Below are 14,440 nucleotides of genomic sequence, written 5' to 3'. Positions count from 1 at the left end.
AGGAGCATCATGTCCCTCCCCCTGACCCGCAGGATCGCCCGTGCCGCGCTGCTGATCGCCGCAGGCGCGGCCCCCGTGGTCGGCGCGGCCGGCGCCGCGGGTGCCGCGGGGCTCCCGCAGACCCCCGCACTCGGTGGCCTCACCTCGCTCGACGGTGCCGGACTCGGCAGCACGCTGGACTCCGCCTCGAAGCAGGGCAGCGAGGTGACGAAGGGAACCGGCGGCAAGGTGGTCGGCACGACCCTTCCCGCCGCGGGCAAGACCCTCAAGACGGCCGGCGGCGTGGCGGACGGTGGGCTGACCGGGGGCACCCTCCCCACCAAGAACCTGCCCACCAAGGGCCTGCCGCTCGGCTGATCAGCCGGGACCGCGCCGCACGGACACACGGAGGGGCCGCCGGGGGGCGCCCCCCCCCCGCCCCCCCCGCCCCGGGCCCGGCCCCCCCCGCCCCCCCCCCCCCCGCCCGGCCCCCACCCCCGCCCCCCCCCCCCCCCCCCCCCCCCCCCCCCCCCCCCCCCCCGGGGGCCGGGGGGGGGGCCCCCCCGGGGCCCCCCCCCCCCCCCCCCCGGGGGGGGGCGGGGGGGGCCCCCCCCCCCCCCCCCCCTCCGGCACGTGAAGGGGCCACCGCGTCCCGCAGCCGCTCGGACGGTCCCGAAACGCGCCCTACGACAGCCGCTCGACCGCCGCGTCCACACGCTCGTCCGAGGCCGTCAGCGCGACCCGCACGAAGCGGTCCCCGGCAGGGCCGTAGAAGTCGCCCGGTGCCACGAGGATGCCGAGCTCGGCCAGGTGCGCCACGGTCTCCCAGCACGGCTCGTCACGCGTGGCCCAGAGGTAGAGACTCGCCTCGCTGTGCTCGATCCGGAAGCCGTGGGCCTCCAGCGCCGCCCGCAGCACCGTGCGCCGCCGGGCGTAACGCGCCCGCTGCTCCGCGACGTGCGCGTCGTCGCCCAGCGCCGCGACCGTCGCCGCCTGAACCGGGGCCGGCGTCATCATCCCGCCGTGCTTGCGGATCTGGAGCAGCTCACCGAGGACAGCCGCGTCACCCGCGACGAAGGCCGCGCGGTAGCCGGCGAGGTTGGAGCGCTTGGAGAGCGAGTGGACGGCGACGATGCCCTCGTACGTCCCGCCGCAGACGTCCGCGTTCAGGACGGAGACGGGCTCGGCCTCCCAGCCGAGCTCCAGGTAGCACTCGTCGCTGAAGACCAGCACGTCGTGCTCGCGCGCCCAGGCCACGATCCGGGTCAGTTCGTCCTTCGGCAGGACGCGGCCCGTCGGGTTGGACGGGGAGTTGAGCCAGAGCAGCTTCAGGCCCTGCGGGTCCAGCTCCGTCGGGTCGTCGTAGACGACGGGCTCGGCGCCGCAGAGCCGCGCACCGACCTCGTACGTCGGGTAGGCGAGCCGCGGGTAGGCGACCTTGTCGCCCGAGCCGAGACCGAGCTGGGTCGGCAGCCAGGCGACCAGTTCCTTGGAGCCGACGACCGGCAGCACGTTCTCGTGCGTCACCCCGGCCGCGCCGAGCCTGCGCTCCGTCCAGCCGGTCAGGGCGTCACGCAGCGCCTCGGTCCCCCACACCGTCGGATAGCCGGGGCTGTCCGCGGCAGCGATCAGCGCCTGCTGGATCAGCTCGGGCACCGGGTCGACGGGCGTGCCGACCGAGAGGTCCACGATGCCGTCCGGATGGGCCACGGCCGTCGCCTTGCAGGGCGCGAGCTTGTCCCACGGGAAGACCGGGAGACGGGAGGAGACGGGGACTGCTGCGGACACGGAACTCTGCTTTCTCGTACGGGGGCGTTGCGGCCGGGAAACACCTCGGTCCCGCACGGTGACGAGCCGTACGGGACCGGGCGGCGCTCGTGCGACCGCTTACTGGTTCTGCGGCGGCAGCGCGGCGATGAACGCGTGGTCGCGCTCGATGAGACCCAGCTTGGAGGCGCCACCCGGTGAGCCGAGGTCGTCGAAGAACTCGACGTTCGCCTTGTAGTAGTCCTTCCACTCCTCCGGGGTGTCGTCCTCGTAGAAGATGGCCTCGACCGGGCAGACCGGTTCACAGGCTCCGCAGTCGACGCACTCGTCCGGATGGATGTACAAGGACCGGGAGCCCTCGTAGATACAGTCGACGGGGCACTCTTCGATGCAGGCCTTGTCCTTCACGTCGACACAAGGCTGCGCGATGACGTAGGTCACGCTGTCGTTCCTCCTCGGTAGGGCGTTGGCTCTCGCGCGGGAGCGCGGCGTCGTCGATGCCCGCCCCTAGTATCTCCGTTCCGGGGCACGATCCGAACAGGAGGGGCAGACAGACCTGTGGAATTCACCATCGGCGGACGGCTCGAGGTTCGCATAACACCCGCTGACGTGGGAAAACGGGTGTCCGTACGGCGCGTCGTCGGCACCCCGGGCAAGGGTGCGAAGTTCACCGACACGGTCGGGGTTCTCACATCGTGGGACGACGGAGCGCTGTCCGTCACGACGAGGAACGGCGAAAGCGTCCGCATCGCGGAGTCCACCCTGGTGGCGGGCAAAGTGGTGCCCCCGGCCCCGGCACGCCGCCGTGGCCCCGCCGCCTCCTTCGAGGAACTCGCCCTGGCCACCGCGCGGGCCTGGCAGCCCGTGGAGAGTGAACTCCTGGGCGACTGGCGGCTGCGTGCGGCCGGCGGGTTCACCCGCCGCGCCAATTCCGTGCTGCCGCTCGGCGATCCGGGCCTCCCGCTCGGCGAGGCACTCGGGCACGTCCGGCGCTGGTACGCGCAACGGAACCTGCCGGCCCGCATCCAGACGGCCACGGGCGCCGAGGGCACGCAGGAGCGCCTCTGCGCGGAACTGGAGGAGCACGGGTGGTGGCGTGAGGTCACGGCCGAGGTCCGGATCGCGGCGCTGGCACCGGTCGGTGACCTGGACGCGGATGTCCCGGCCGTGCGGACGGCCAGGAGCACGGACGACGCCTGGCTCTCCCGGTACCAGCGCCACGAGACTCCGGGGCCCCATGTCCTCAGGGTGCTGGGCAGCGGCCCGTCGGTGTGGTTCGCCTCCGTGCCCGGCGACGATCCGGCGGTGCCCGCCGCGATCGGACGCTGCGTGGTGGACGGCCGCTGGGCAGGCTTCATGGCCGTCGAGGTCGGCCCGGAGTACCGTCGCCGGGGCCTCGCCACGGCCGTGATGACGGCGCTGGCCCGCACGGCGCTGGACGAGGGTGCCTCGGCCGCGTGGCTTCAGGTGGAGACGGACAATGACAGTGCCCGCGCCCTGTACGACGGCATGGGCTTCGCCACCCACCACCGCTACCACCACTTCCGGTCCGCGTAGCGGTGACAGCAGCAGGGATACGGGTCACCTATGAGCGCTGAGCACCCCGGCACGGCCCGACGACGGCAGCGGTTCGCCGAGGAGGCGCGCGCCGAACGGCCGGACCTCGCACTGATGTGCCTGCTGCTGGGTGCGGAGGCCTCCCCGCCGTCGCCCGGGGACGCCGATCCGTACGGCATCGACGCGGCGCAGATCGAGCTGGACCGGCTGGCCGGCCTCCTCCCGTACGGAGCCCGCGGCGCCCGCGCGTGGGCGTCCGCGCTCGCCGAGCTGCTCGGCGAGCGCCACGGTTACGCGGGTTCGTCCCAGGACTACCAGCGGCTCGACTCCTCGGTGCTCCAGCAGGTGCTGCGGCGCCGCAGAGGACTGCCCATCCTGCTGTCCGTGGTCTGGATCGAGGTCGCGCGACGGGCCGGGGCCCCCGTGTACGGGGTGGCTCTCCCGGGCCACTACGTGGTCGGGTTCGGCGACCCGGCCGAGCGGGTGCTGGCCGACCCCTTCGCAGGCGGCGCCCCGCTGAGCGGCGAGGAGGCGGAACTGCTGGTGACGGGGGCGACCGGAGCACCGCCGTCGATGATGACGCCGGTGCCCGCCAGACCGCTGGAGACGGTGCTGCGGATCCTGAACAACATCCGTGCCTGGGCCGCGGCGCGCCCCGAGCGCACGGACGTGGCGCTGTGGGCGCTGGACCTCTCCCTGCTGCTCCCCTCGCACCCGGCCAGGCTCCGCTACGAGCGGGCCCAGCTCCTCGTGCAGCGCGGGGAGTTCCTGCGCGGGGCGGCGGAGATGGACGAGTACGCCGAGATCGTCGACGGCATCGAGCCGACGGCCGCCGAGGCCATCCGCCACCGCGCCCAGGCCGCCAGGGCGTTGCTGAACTAGGGCGTGCGCGCGAGCCCCCCGTGATCCGTACGAGAGGCCCTGAGGATCACGGGACGGCCGTCAGAGCACGCAGAACTCATGTCCCTCGGGGTCGGCCATCTCCACGTGGTCGGGCCGGCCCTGCAGCTCGTGCACCTGGATCACCGTGCCGCCGGCGGCCGTCAGCCGTTCCGTCGCCTCGGCGACCCGGGGCCACCTGATCTCCCACGGGGTCTCCCGGCCGCCGCCCGCCTGCACGTCGAGGTGCATCCGGTTCTTCACCGTCTTCGATTCCGGGACCTTCAGGAAGGACAGGCTCGGGCCCGTGCCGTCCGGGTCGGACAGATAGGCGCCGTCGTCCCACTCGTCCTCCGGGACGTCGTGATGGGTGAACCACTCCTCCCAGCTGCCGAACCCGGCGGGCGGTGGCTTCTCCACGTACCCGAGCGCCTGCGCCCAGAAGGCCGCCAGTGCCTTCGGGCGGGCGCAGTCGATCGTCAGGCTCCACCTGGTGGACACAGGGGTCCGTCCCTTCTGCTGGGCCGTACGACGCCGCCCCGGCCGGGTTCCGGGCGGGGGCGGCGTCCTACATGTGCGGCGGAGCCGGTCAGCCCGCGCCGGTCAGGTCGATCGTGACGGTGCGCTCGGCGGGAGTCTTGCCGAGCAGCGCGCCCTGCATGGCCTGGGCCACGTCCGTGGCGCTGACCTGGTGCTGCTTCCCGTCGCCCTTGGTGATCATGATGCCGTCGAAGACGCCGTCCAGCAGGGTGTCGATCGCTTCCCTGTCGTAGACGGGGACCAGCTTGCCGTCGACCGGCTTCATGGACAGGATCTGCGGCAGGGACCTCGCGGGACCGAAGTCGATCTGCTTGGGTCCTGCCTTGATGGTGACCAGCCCGGACATCGCCGGCTCGGCGAACTCCTTCATCGCCCGGTCGAGTTCGGCCTCGGTGATGGTGGGCTCGGTGGCGGCCACCGGCAGTTCGACGACGGCCGGCTCACCTGTCTGGACCTGTGCGCGGTAGGCATCGCGTACGGAGATCATCGACCGGTTGACGTCCAGCGCCTTCCCCGACTTGCCGGGGACGGCCACGGCCTTGTTCGGCTCGAACTTGATCGTGCCGTCGCCGGCGGAACCGGAGACGCCCGCCAGATCCGTCAGTGCGACCCCGAGCTTCTCCTCGTCGACCGGGATCACCGGGTCGGCGGGGCGTGCCCCGCCGAACAGGGAGCCGATCACCGAGACCGGGTTGTAGTCGCTGCCCGCGGCGCCACGGACGGTCTCCTGACTGTCCAGGGTGAGACCGGCCTTCTCCGGGGCGAGCTTCTCCTCCTTGCCCTCCACGGACAGCCGGAGGGGGGCCTTGGCCCGCTCGCCGAGGGCGGCGTCCAGCTTGGCGACCGCTTCCTCCTTCGTGCCGCCGCCGATGTCGACGCCGAGCACGGTGGTGCCCTTGGGGACCTCGGAGTGGTTCATCAGCAGGCCGGCGCCGTAGGCCACGCCGACCAGGACGAAGACGGCCACGCCCAGGAGGACCAGCTTGGAGCGCCCCTTCTTGGCGGGCGGTGCGGGCTTCGGCGCGGGGGCGGGCGCCGGGGCGCCCTTGTCCGCCGGACCGTTGCCGAGGGGCCCCTCGGGCGGCCGGGTGGTGCCGGGTCCGCCCGGGAACACCGAGCGGGGCTCCGCGGGGATGACCGGGATGCCGCTGGTGAGCGTGTCGCCGGAGACATGGCCGCCGGAGCCGGGGGCCGGCGCGGGAGCCTGCGGCGTCAGGATCGCGGTGTCGTCCGACATGCGCGGAGGCACGCCACCGGGGCCGGACGGCCCACCGGGAGTCGCCGCGCCGGGAAACGGGCCGAGGTTCGGTGTCAGCGACGAACTGCCCGTCGCCGGTCCGGTGGTGGGCCCGGAGGGGCCCTGTCCGGCCGGAGGGCGCACGCCGGGGTTCGGCGTGGACCGCGGACCGGCGTCCAGGTCGTCGAGTGCGCTGCGCCCCGGACGGGGGGCGCCGCCGCGGTCGTCGGGACGCTGAGGGCCACCCGGGAAGAGCGAGTCCATCCCGGGCGGTGTCGCGCCACCCGGGTAGGGCGAGTCCATCCCGGGCGGTGTCACGCCGGGGCCACGCCCCGCGCCGGCGGGACCGCCGGAGGAAGCACCACCGGGGCCGGGGCCTCCCCTGCCGGGGCCCGGAGCGGGTGCTCCCGAGGCCGAGGCGGCGGGCGCCGCGCCCGCACCGGGCACGGGGGCGGAGTTCTTGCGCGGGGCGAACCAGTCGCTCCCGCTCTTCTCCCTGGCCGGTTTCCCGGCGGAGGCCTCGGCGGCCGGGCCGCCGTCACGCGCGTCCGCGCCGGGCGCCCCGCCGGACGACGGCGCGGGTGCGCCGGGCCCCGGGATGCTGCCGGTGCGCTCGGCGTCAGGACGCCCACCGGACGGGTCCGTGTCACTCATCGGCGTACGCATGACGACAGGGGGGATCGGACGCGAGCCCGGAATGTTGATCCGGATGCGCGTCGTCAGCGTCGTCTCTGTTCTGGGCTCCTCGGGCTGAGGCGGGTCCGCAGGCTCCGGCGTCTCCTCCGGCCCGTCCTGGGACGGGTGCAGCGACGGATACTGGCGTGATCCGTACGGCGGCGTACCCGAGGGGTACGCGGCTCCGCCGCGCCCCTGGGGCCCGGAGGACGAACTGTCAGTTTCACGACTCAAAGCAGGTTCTCCCGATCGGCTCCGCCGCCCGTACTTCCCCCGTGCCGCAGGCCAGGGGACGGCTCGGCGCGCGCACCACCATACTGGCCGCCGCCGTAGGACTCGCCGCGCACGGGGGAAACAAGGATGCACCCACCACCGCGCCGAGAGGCAGACGGGGTGCGGAGATACCCCGTCATCTGCCGGACCGCCCGGTGTCGTTGGCCGGATAAGGCAGTCGCGCCATCGTGGCACACATCACAGCGACGGCCATCCCCCCGAGCATGAAGAGCGCCAGGCCGAGCTCCTCACCGAAGACGTAGTCGCCCTCGGGCCGCCCACCGAGGAGGACGATGACGCCGATGAGCCAGCCCACGGCCGGTGCCAGCGCGCCGAGCTGCGTTCCGGCCACCACCCGGCCGCCGTGGAACACGCCGGCCGACGCGGCGAGCGCCAGCAGCAACCCGCCCGGGAACAGGGCCGCCTGGAGGAGGGTGCCCGCAAGACCGACAGCCGCGCCCAGCACCGCGAGAGCCACGTACAGAGGGATGCGCGCGGGGTTGAGGGGTGCGGCGAGGCCGGTGGGTGCGGGGCTCCTGGGCGGGGCGTTGGTACGCGGTGCCCGCGACGAGGCGCGCTGCCTCTGCCTGCTGCTCATGTCAGTGCTCCTGGTGCGGGGGCCGCGGTCGGCACGCCCGCGAAGAGGTCGTGCTCCCGGCCACCGGCCTCGCCACCCGGCAGACCGCGCACCAACTCGTAGTACTCGGTGGTGAGCACGGGCTGACCCAGGTCGTTCGACAGGGCGAAGAACGGCCCGTCCACGGCGATCTGGGTGGCGTGCGCCCGCATCGCGGCGGTCTTCGCCGCGGCGTACGCCGTACCGTCGATCTCCGTCGTGATCCGCGCGTCGTCCACCACACCGGGTACGTCGTCGATCCCGGCGATGCCCGGGAAGGCGTCGGGGGCGGTCTCCCGCAGCCGCGCGAAGGCCTCCTCGGCCACGGAGCGGGGCACCCGGTTCCAGTAGACCTTCGCGACGGTGTGCGGGGCTCCGGCGCCGGCGTCGTACGCGCGATCCGCGGCCAGGTCGACCGCGCGCATCGCGACGCGGTGCGCCTGGATGTGGTCGGGGTGGCCGTAGCCGCCGTCGGGGTCGTACGTGATCAGGACCTGGGGGCGCAGGGAGCGGATCACCCGGACGAGGTGGCCGGCCGCCTCGTCGAGGCCGGCGGCCCAGAAGGCACCGGGCCGGTCATTCTGCTCGGTGCCCATCATCCCGGAGTCGCGGAAACGGCCGGGGCCGCCCAGGAACCGGTGGTCGGCGACCCCGAGTTCCCGCATCGCGGCGGCGAGTTCGCCGATGCGGTGGTCGCCCAGGCCGCCGTCCCGGTCGGCGGCGAGATGCGCGAGGTCCGGTGGGATGACCTCGCCCTCCTCGCCGAGGGTGCAGGTGACGAGGGCGACGTGGGCGCCCTCGGCCGCGTACCTGGCCATGGTGGCGCCGTTGTTGATCGACTCGTCGTCGGGGTGCGCGTGCACCAGGAGCAGACGGCGGGCAGGGAGGTCCTTCATGGGACCACCCTACGAGCAGGCCGCCCTCCGGGCCGAACGCCCCACGGTGTCCGGGGCGCCCGGCGGCGCACCCGTCAGAACTTGATTCCCCCGATCATGCCTGCCACGTTCGACGTCACCTCCGAGATGGTCGGGGCGATCGACGAGCTCGCCATGTAGAAGCCGAGCAACATGCAGACCACCGCGTGTCCGCCCTTCAGTCCGGATTTCCGGATCAGCAGGAAGACGACGATCGCCAGCAGCACCACCGCCGAAATCGAGAGTGCCACGGCGGTTCACCTCCATCAGTACGGTCGGGACGGGCAGCACACATGGAGCCAGCAGGTTCATACCCACCGAGCGCTACGGATCATAACTATCCGTTCCGACGCATTGATCGGGGCACAGCAGCACGAGGGGCGCACGGACCGGCCGGCGCGGACTAGGTTCGGGGCCATGACCTCGAAGAAGCTGTCTTTTCCCCTCCAGCACGCGCGGACCCAGCGGTTCACTCTCGGCGCACCCCGCGCCTTCACCGTCTCACCGGATGGGACGCGGGTGCTCTTCCTGCGGTCGTCCTCCGGCACCGACCGGACGAACCGGCTCCTGGTGCTGGACACCGCGACGGGTGAGGAGCGGATCGCCGCCGACCCCGACGCCCTGCTGGGCGGTTCGGCCGAGAAGCTGTCGCCGCAGGAGAGGGCGCGGCGTGAGCGCACCAGGGAGGGGTCGGCGGGCATCGTGGGGTACGCGGTGGACGACGCGGCCGAGTTGGCGGCCTTCGCGCTCTCCGGCAAGGCGTACGTCGCCGAGTTGCGGGCGGGCACGGCACGCGCGCTGCCGGTACCGGGCCCGGTGATCGACCCGCGCCCCTCCCCCGACGGCCGGCACGTCGCCTACGTCGCGCGGGGCGCGCTGCGCGTCGTGGGGGCCGAGGGCGACGGGGACCGGCCGGTCGCCGAGCCGGAGGACGCGCACACCTCGTACGGCCTGGCGGAGTTCGTCGCGGCCGAGGAGATGAGCCGCTACCGCGGTTTCTGGTGGTCGCCGGAGTCGGACCGCCTGCTGGTCGCCCGGGTCGACGACAGCGCCGTACAGCGGTGGTGGATCGCCGATCCGGCGCACCCGGGGAGCAAGCCCGCGGAGGTGGGCTATCCGGCCGCGGGGACGGCCAACGCGGAGGTGCGGCTCTTCGTGGCGGGGCTGGACGGGACCCGTACCGAGGTTGTCTGGGACCGGTCCCGCTTCCCCTATCTGGCGCGGGTGCACTGGTCCTCGCACGGCGCCCCGCTGCTCCTGGTGCAGGCCCGTGACCAGCGCAGTCAGTTGCATCTGGCGGTGGACGCGGAGAGCGGCGCGACGCGCACGGTACATGTCGACGAGGACGGAATCTGGCTCGATCTTTTCGATGGTGTGCCCGCCTGGGGGCCTGACGGGCGGCTCGTACGGGTCGCCGACGAAGGGGGCGCACGGGTGCTCTCGGTCGGCGACCGGCCGCTCACCAACGGCCAGTTGCACATCCAGGCGGTGCTGGACATCGGGGAGTCGGACATCCTGGTGCAGGCGACCGCGGGCGAGGACGCGGCGGACCCGGAGACGGGGCAGAGCCATGTGTACCGGGTCAACGAGCTGGGCGTGGAGCGCGTCAGCGAGGGCGTCGGGGTGCACTCAGCGGTGCGCGGAGGCGGTGTGACGGTGCTGGTGTCGGCTGCCCCCGAGCGCCCGGGGACGTCCGTACGGGTACTGCGTGACGGCAAGCGGATCGCCACCGTGGCGAACCTCGCGCAGGACCCGGTGCTGACCGCGCGGGTCCAGCTGACGGAGGGGGGCGCACAGCGGATCCCGTGCGCCGTGCTGCTCCCCACCGGATACAAGGAATCAGATGGTCCGCTTCCGGTCCTGATGGACCCCTACGGCGGCCCGCACGGCCGCCGGGTGGTCGCCGCCCACAACCCGCACCTCACGTCCCAGTGGTTCGCGGACCACGGGTTCGCCGTGATCGTCGCGGACGGCCGCGGCGCGCCGGGTCGCTCGCCCGGCTGGGAGAAGGCGGTCCGGGACGATCTCACCCTCACCCTCGACGACCAGGTCGAGGCGCTCCACGCCTTGGCCGGGCGCTTTCCGCTGGACCTGTCGAAGGTGGCCATGCGCGGCTGGTCGTACGGCGGCTACCTCTCGGCGCTCGCGGTGCTGCGGCGCCCCGACGTCTTCCACGCGGCCGTCGTCGGCGCACCGGTGACGGACTGGCGGCTGTACGACACCCACTACACCGAGCGCTATCTCGGCGACCCCGCGACCCGGCCCGACGTGTACGCCCGTAACTCCCTGGTGACCGACGAGGGCCTCTCCGAACCGGCCGACGAAGTACGGCCGATGATGATCGTCCACGGCCTGGCCGACGACAACGTGGTGGTCGCCCACGCGCTGCGGCTCTCCTCCGCTCTGCTGTCCGCCGGCCGCCCGCACGAGGTGCTGCCGCTGAGCGGGGTGACGCACATGACCCCGCAGGAGCAGGTGGCCGAGAATCTGCTGCTGCTCCAGGTCGACTTCCTCAAGCGGTCGCTGGGGCTGCCGCGCGCGTAGCCGGGCTGTCACCAGCCGGGCGGCGGGGACGCGGGCGGCTGCGGGCTGCCGGCTCCGCCGCCCGGGTAGCCGTAGCCGTGGGGACCGCCGCCCGGGTAGCCGTAGCCGGGGGTGCTGCCGTACGGCGGGTAGCCGTGACCGGGCATACCGCCCTGCGGGTAGCCGTAGCCGCCGTACGCCTGGTTCCGTCCGTCTGTGCTCTCGACGCCCCCGCGTGCCAGGACGAGCAGTGCCGCCGCCCCCGCGAGGCCCAGGAGGAACGAGGTGAGCACGCCGAGCTGTTGCTCGGTCCCCACCTCGCCGAAGTGCTCGAGCCACCCGTGGTGGACCGCGCGGGCGATGCCGCACCCACCGGAGACCAGGAGGAATCCGGCGGCGATCATGCCCAGCGGGCGGGCGTGGACGGCGCGGAAGAGCGCGGTCGACGCCACCACCAGGCAGATCACCGCGAGTGCCAGGCTGCTCCAGCCGGGCGGGGTGGCGGTCAGCCCGAGCGTGCGGAGTTCACCGCCGATGTACCAGCCGGGACGGAGCGCGTCGGGCAGCGCGAGGAGCCGGCGGATCTCCCAGGCGGTCATGACGGTCCCCGAGGCGCCGAGCGCCAGGAAGGCCGTGACCCCGGCCCTGCGGCCCGGCCGGGTGGGCAGCGGCTCGGAAGAGCCTTCGGGCCGTCTGCGGCCTGCGGCTCCGGTGACGACGAGCGCGAGGCCGGCGGCCAGCGCGACGAAGGTACCGATGAGGGCACGGGTGCGCAGTTCGTCGCTGAACCGCCCGTCCGTCCAGGACGATCCGATGGTCCAGACTCCCGGCAGCCGCAGGACGGACGTGACCAGTCCGGTGGCCACCAGCGTCGACGCGGCCACCGGGGAGCGCAGCGCGGCGAACAGGGCGAGGACGTGGACGACGAGCAGCACGGGATCCGTTTGCAGGGTGGCCGGCGGGTTCCCGGGGCGCCCGTCCGTGTAACCGGCCCAGTGACGCACCAGGACCCACGGATCGCCGACGGCCCGGAGGTCCCGCACGATCCAGCCCGCGACGAGAGCCGCGAGCACGGCGCACAGCACCGCTCCGGTGATTCTGGCCCCCCGTGTGAGTATCACCCCAGCGATACTCCACCGCGGTCCGCCGAGGGACAAGAGGACCTGTGGGGAGGGGCGGACACGGGCAACCGGCCGGAGCGACGTGATGAACGCCCCGGCCGGTTCACGGCACCCGCACGGCCGTACGCTCTCCATGGTGCGAGATCCGTATATCGGTGTGACGACGGTCAAGTTGCCTGTGTGTTAACGCACATGAGGCTCATTTGTCATTCCCTTTCCTACCGGTCGTACCGGTTGTCCCCGTCCTGCCGGTCGTCCTCGGGCGTCCCCCTCAGGTCCTCCGGCGGCACCACCTGCTTCTCCTCGGCGAAGTGGCACGCGGAGTCGTGCCGGGCGGGCGTCTCCGAGTCCCTGAGGACCGCCGGCACCGCGAGCAGCGGCACCTCCAGCTCGCACCGTTCCTGCGCCTTCCAGCACCGGGTGCGGAAGCGGCAGCCGGACGGGATGTTGGCCGGGGAGGGGACGTCACCGTGCAGGATGATCCGCTCGCGGTACTCACGGGCCGTCGGATCGGGCACCGGGACGGCGGACAGCAGTGCCTGGGTGTAGGGGTGCGTGGGGTGTTCGTAGATCTCCTCGTCCGTGCCGATCTCGACGATCCGGCCCAGGTACATGACGCCGACCCGGTCCGAGATGTGCCGGACGATCGAGAGGTCGTGCGCGATGAAGACGAAGCTGAGGTCGAATTCGGCCTGCAACCGGTCCAGCAGGTTGACGACCTGGGCCTGGACCGACACGTCGAGCGCGGAGACCGGTTCGTCGGCGACGATGATCTCGGGGTTGAGCGCGAGACCGCGGGCGATCCCGATGCGCTGGCGCTGGCCGCCGGAGAACTGGTGCGGATAGCGGTTGATGTACTCCGGGTTCAGGCCCACGACGTCGAGCAGGTCCTGCACCTTCTGCCGGCGGCTCCCCTTGGGAGCCACCTCGGGGTGGATCTCGTACGGCTCCCCGATGATGTCGCCGACCGTCATGCGCGGGTTCAGCGAGGTGTACGGGTCCTGGAACACCATCTGGATGTTGCGGCGTACGGCCTTCAGCGCGCGGCCGGACAGCTTGGTGATGTCCTCGCCCCTGTAGCGGATGGCGCCTCCGGTCGGCGGCTCCAGGTGCACCAGCATCTTGGCCACGGTCGACTTCCCGCAGCCGGACTCCCCCACGATGCCGAGCGTCTCACCCGCCGCGAGGTCGAAGTCCACACCGTCGACGGCCCTGACCGCGCCGATCTGCTTCCTGAACAGGATGCCCTGGGTCAGTGGGTAGTGCTTGACCAGGCCGCGCACCTCCAGGATGGGGTCGCCCTCCGCGTACGGGCGGCCGTCGCCGGCCTCCCGCGCCACGGCCTGGAGCGTGGAACCGTCCCCCCCTCGGCCGGTGTCGTCAGCGTGCATCGAGCGTCTCCTTCCAGAAGTGGCAGGCGCTCCGGCGTTCCTCGTCCACGGCGTAGAGCGGCGGCACGTCCGTCCGGCACACGGCCTGCGCCATGGGGCAGCGTGGGTGGAAGGCGCAGCCCGGCGGGATGTGCAGCAGGTTGGGCGGCAGCCCCTTGATCGCGTAGAGCTCCTGGCCCTTCTGGTCCAGACGCGGGATCGACCGCAGCAGGCCCTTGGTGTACGGGTGCGCGGGCGCCTTGTAGATCTCGTGCACGGGGGACGTCTCGACGATCCGGCCCGCGTACATCACGGCGATCTTGTCCGCCACGTCCGCGACGACACCCAGGTCGTGCGTGATCAGGATCAGACCCATGTTGTACTCGCGCTGCAGCTCCGCGAGGAGGTCCATCACCTGGGCCTGAACGGTCACGTCGAGGGCCGTGGTGGGCTCGTCGGCGATGATCAGCGAGGGTTCCAGCGCCATCGCCATGGCGATCATGATGCGCTGGCGCATACCGCCGGAGAACTGGTGCGGGAAGTCGCCGACCCGCTGGCGGGCGGCGGGGATGCGCACCCGGTCCATCAGCTCGATGGCCTTCTCCCTGGCGTCCCCCCGGGACATCCCGCGGTGCACGACGAACATCTCGCCGAGCTGCTGCCCGACGCTCAGCACCGGGTTCAGGGAGGACAGGGCGTCCTGGAAGATCATGGCCATCTCCTGGCCGCGGACCCTGCGCCGCTCCTCCCCCTTGAGCTTCAGGAGGTCGTGGTCCTTGAAGAAGATCTCTCCCCCGCTGATCCTCCCGGGCGGCATGTCCAGGATGCCCATGATCGCCTGGGCGGTGACCGACTTGCCCGAGCCGGACTCGCCGAGCACGGCGAGCGTCTGGCCTTCGGCCACCGAGTAGTTGACCCCGTTGACGGCCTTGGCGACCCCGTCCCGGGTGTGGAACTCCACGTGCAGATCGCGCACTTCGAGCAACATG

14 protein-coding genes are annotated in these 14,440 nt (G+C 72.8%); 4 read left to right on the top strand and 10 right to left on the bottom strand.

Features of this window, described 5'->3' with window-relative positions:
• Positions 1–9 precede the first annotated feature (9 nt).
• Positions 10–357, top strand: coding sequence for an ATP-binding protein (locus ACFYSH_RS04130; protein WP_388750808.1), 348 nt, complete (start codon positions 10–12; stop codon positions 355–357).
• 306 nt (positions 358–663) lie between these two features.
• Here ACFYSH_RS04130 and dapC read toward each other — a convergent pair whose 3' ends face one another.
• Both dapC and fdxA read right to left on the bottom strand, forming a co-directional pair.
• Entirely contained in the window at positions 664–1,767 is a 1,104-nt protein-coding gene (dapC, locus tag ACFYSH_RS04125) for a succinyldiaminopimelate transaminase (protein ID WP_388750806.1), read from the bottom strand.
• A gap of 99 nt (positions 1,768–1,866) precedes the next feature.
• Entirely contained in the window at positions 1,867–2,187 is a 321-nt protein-coding gene (gene fdxA, locus ACFYSH_RS04120; RefSeq protein WP_014154250.1) for a ferredoxin, read from the bottom strand.
• Positions 2,188–2,304: 117 nt separating this feature from the next.
• On the opposite strand from fdxA, the gene ACFYSH_RS04115 reads away from it, so the two are divergent.
• Positions 2,305–3,303: a GNAT family N-acetyltransferase gene (locus ACFYSH_RS04115; protein WP_359470532.1), complete on the top strand. Its 999-nt coding sequence runs from the start codon at positions 2,305–2,307 to the stop codon at positions 3,301–3,303.
• Positions 3,304–3,333: 30 nt separating this feature from the next.
• A complete protein-coding gene (locus tag ACFYSH_RS04110; protein WP_359470535.1) occupies positions 3,334–4,185 on the top strand; it encodes a transglutaminase-like domain-containing protein in 852 nt (283 codons plus the stop codon).
• Between the two features lie 60 nt (positions 4,186–4,245).
• On the opposite strand, the gene ACFYSH_RS04105 is transcribed toward ACFYSH_RS04110, so the two are convergent.
• From ACFYSH_RS04105 to ACFYSH_RS04085, 5 genes are all read right to left on the bottom strand, one after another.
• Positions 4,246–4,683, bottom strand: a complete 438-nt coding sequence (locus ACFYSH_RS04105) for a VOC family protein (protein WP_359470538.1) — start codon at positions 4,681–4,683, stop codon at positions 4,246–4,248.
• Between the two features lie 88 nt (positions 4,684–4,771).
• Positions 4,772–6,613, bottom strand: coding sequence for a hypothetical protein (locus tag ACFYSH_RS04100; RefSeq protein ID WP_359470541.1), 1,842 nt, complete (start codon positions 6,611–6,613; stop codon positions 4,772–4,774).
• Between the two features lie 430 nt (positions 6,614–7,043).
• On the bottom strand, positions 7,044–7,505 hold the full coding sequence (locus tag ACFYSH_RS04095) for a DUF6113 family protein (RefSeq protein WP_359470543.1): 462 nt from the start codon (positions 7,503–7,505) through the stop codon (positions 7,044–7,046).
• On the bottom strand, positions 7,502–8,419 hold the full coding sequence (gene mshB / locus ACFYSH_RS04090) for an N-acetyl-1-D-myo-inositol-2-amino-2-deoxy-alpha-D-glucopyranoside deacetylase (protein ID WP_359470545.1): 918 nt from the start codon (positions 8,417–8,419) through the stop codon (positions 7,502–7,504). Before mshB ends, ACFYSH_RS04095 begins: the two co-directional genes overlap by 4 nt.
• A 74-nt stretch (positions 8,420–8,493) precedes the next feature.
• Positions 8,494–8,688, bottom strand: coding sequence for a DUF2304 family protein (locus ACFYSH_RS04085; protein ID WP_056793925.1), 195 nt, complete (start codon positions 8,686–8,688; stop codon positions 8,494–8,496).
• A 166-nt stretch (positions 8,689–8,854) separates the two neighbouring features.
• Between ACFYSH_RS04085 and ACFYSH_RS04080 the strand changes: the two genes are divergently transcribed.
• Positions 8,855–10,981, top strand: a complete 2,127-nt coding sequence (locus tag ACFYSH_RS04080; protein ID WP_359470549.1) for an alpha/beta fold hydrolase — start codon at positions 8,855–8,857, stop codon at positions 10,979–10,981.
• An 8-nt stretch (positions 10,982–10,989) separates the two neighbouring features.
• On the opposite strand, the gene ACFYSH_RS04075 is transcribed toward ACFYSH_RS04080, so the two are convergent.
• The 3 genes from ACFYSH_RS04075 to ACFYSH_RS04065 form a co-directional block, all read right to left on the bottom strand.
• Positions 10,990–12,081: a hypothetical protein gene (locus ACFYSH_RS04075; protein ID WP_388750802.1), complete on the bottom strand. Its 1,092-nt coding sequence runs from the start codon at positions 12,079–12,081 to the stop codon at positions 10,990–10,992.
• A 218-nt stretch (positions 12,082–12,299) separates the two neighbouring features.
• Complete coding sequence (locus tag ACFYSH_RS04070; RefSeq protein WP_359470553.1) at positions 12,300–13,472, bottom strand: dipeptide ABC transporter ATP-binding protein; 1,173 nt, start codon at positions 13,470–13,472, stop codon at positions 12,300–12,302.
• Positions 13,462–14,439 (bottom strand): ABC transporter ATP-binding protein, encoded by a 978-nt coding sequence (locus tag ACFYSH_RS04065; protein ID WP_359470555.1) that lies wholly within the window; start codon positions 14,437–14,439, stop codon positions 13,462–13,464. Before ACFYSH_RS04065 ends, ACFYSH_RS04070 begins: the two co-directional genes overlap by 11 nt.
• Position 14,440 lies beyond the last annotated feature (1 nt).

The organism is Streptomyces sp. NPDC005791, from assembly GCF_042871485.1.
Lineage (GTDB): Bacteria > Actinomycetota > Actinomycetes > Streptomycetales > Streptomycetaceae > Streptomyces.
Note: the sequence above shows the minus strand (reverse complement) of the source record. Positions and strands in the feature narration are given on the sequence as shown.

Coding starts and splice junctions, on each gene's coding strand:
- ACFYSH_RS04130 (WP_388750808.1), top strand. CDS start 10: ATGTCCCTCCCCCTGACCCGCAGGATCGCCCGTGCCGCGCTGCTGATC.
- ACFYSH_RS04110 (WP_359470535.1), top strand. CDS start 3,334: ATGAGCGCTGAGCACCCCGGCACGGCCCGACGACGGCAGCGGTTCGCC.
- ACFYSH_RS04100 (WP_359470541.1), bottom strand. CDS start 6,613: ATGAGTGACACGGACCCGTCCGGTGGGCGTCCTGACGCCGAGCGCACC.
- ACFYSH_RS04095 (WP_359470543.1), bottom strand. CDS start 7,505: ATGAGCAGCAGGCAGAGGCAGCGCGCCTCGTCGCGGGCACCGCGTACC.
- mshB (WP_359470545.1), bottom strand. CDS start 8,419: ATGAAGGACCTCCCTGCCCGCCGTCTGCTCCTGGTGCACGCGCACCCC.
- ACFYSH_RS04080 (WP_359470549.1), top strand. CDS start 8,855: ATGACCTCGAAGAAGCTGTCTTTTCCCCTCCAGCACGCGCGGACCCAG.
- ACFYSH_RS04070 (WP_359470553.1), bottom strand. CDS start 13,472: ATGCACGCTGACGACACCGGCCGAGGGGGGGACGGTTCCACGCTCCAG.
- ACFYSH_RS04065 (WP_359470555.1), bottom strand. CDS start 14,439: ATGTTGCTCGAAGTGCGCGATCTGCACGTGGAGTTCCACACCCGGGAC.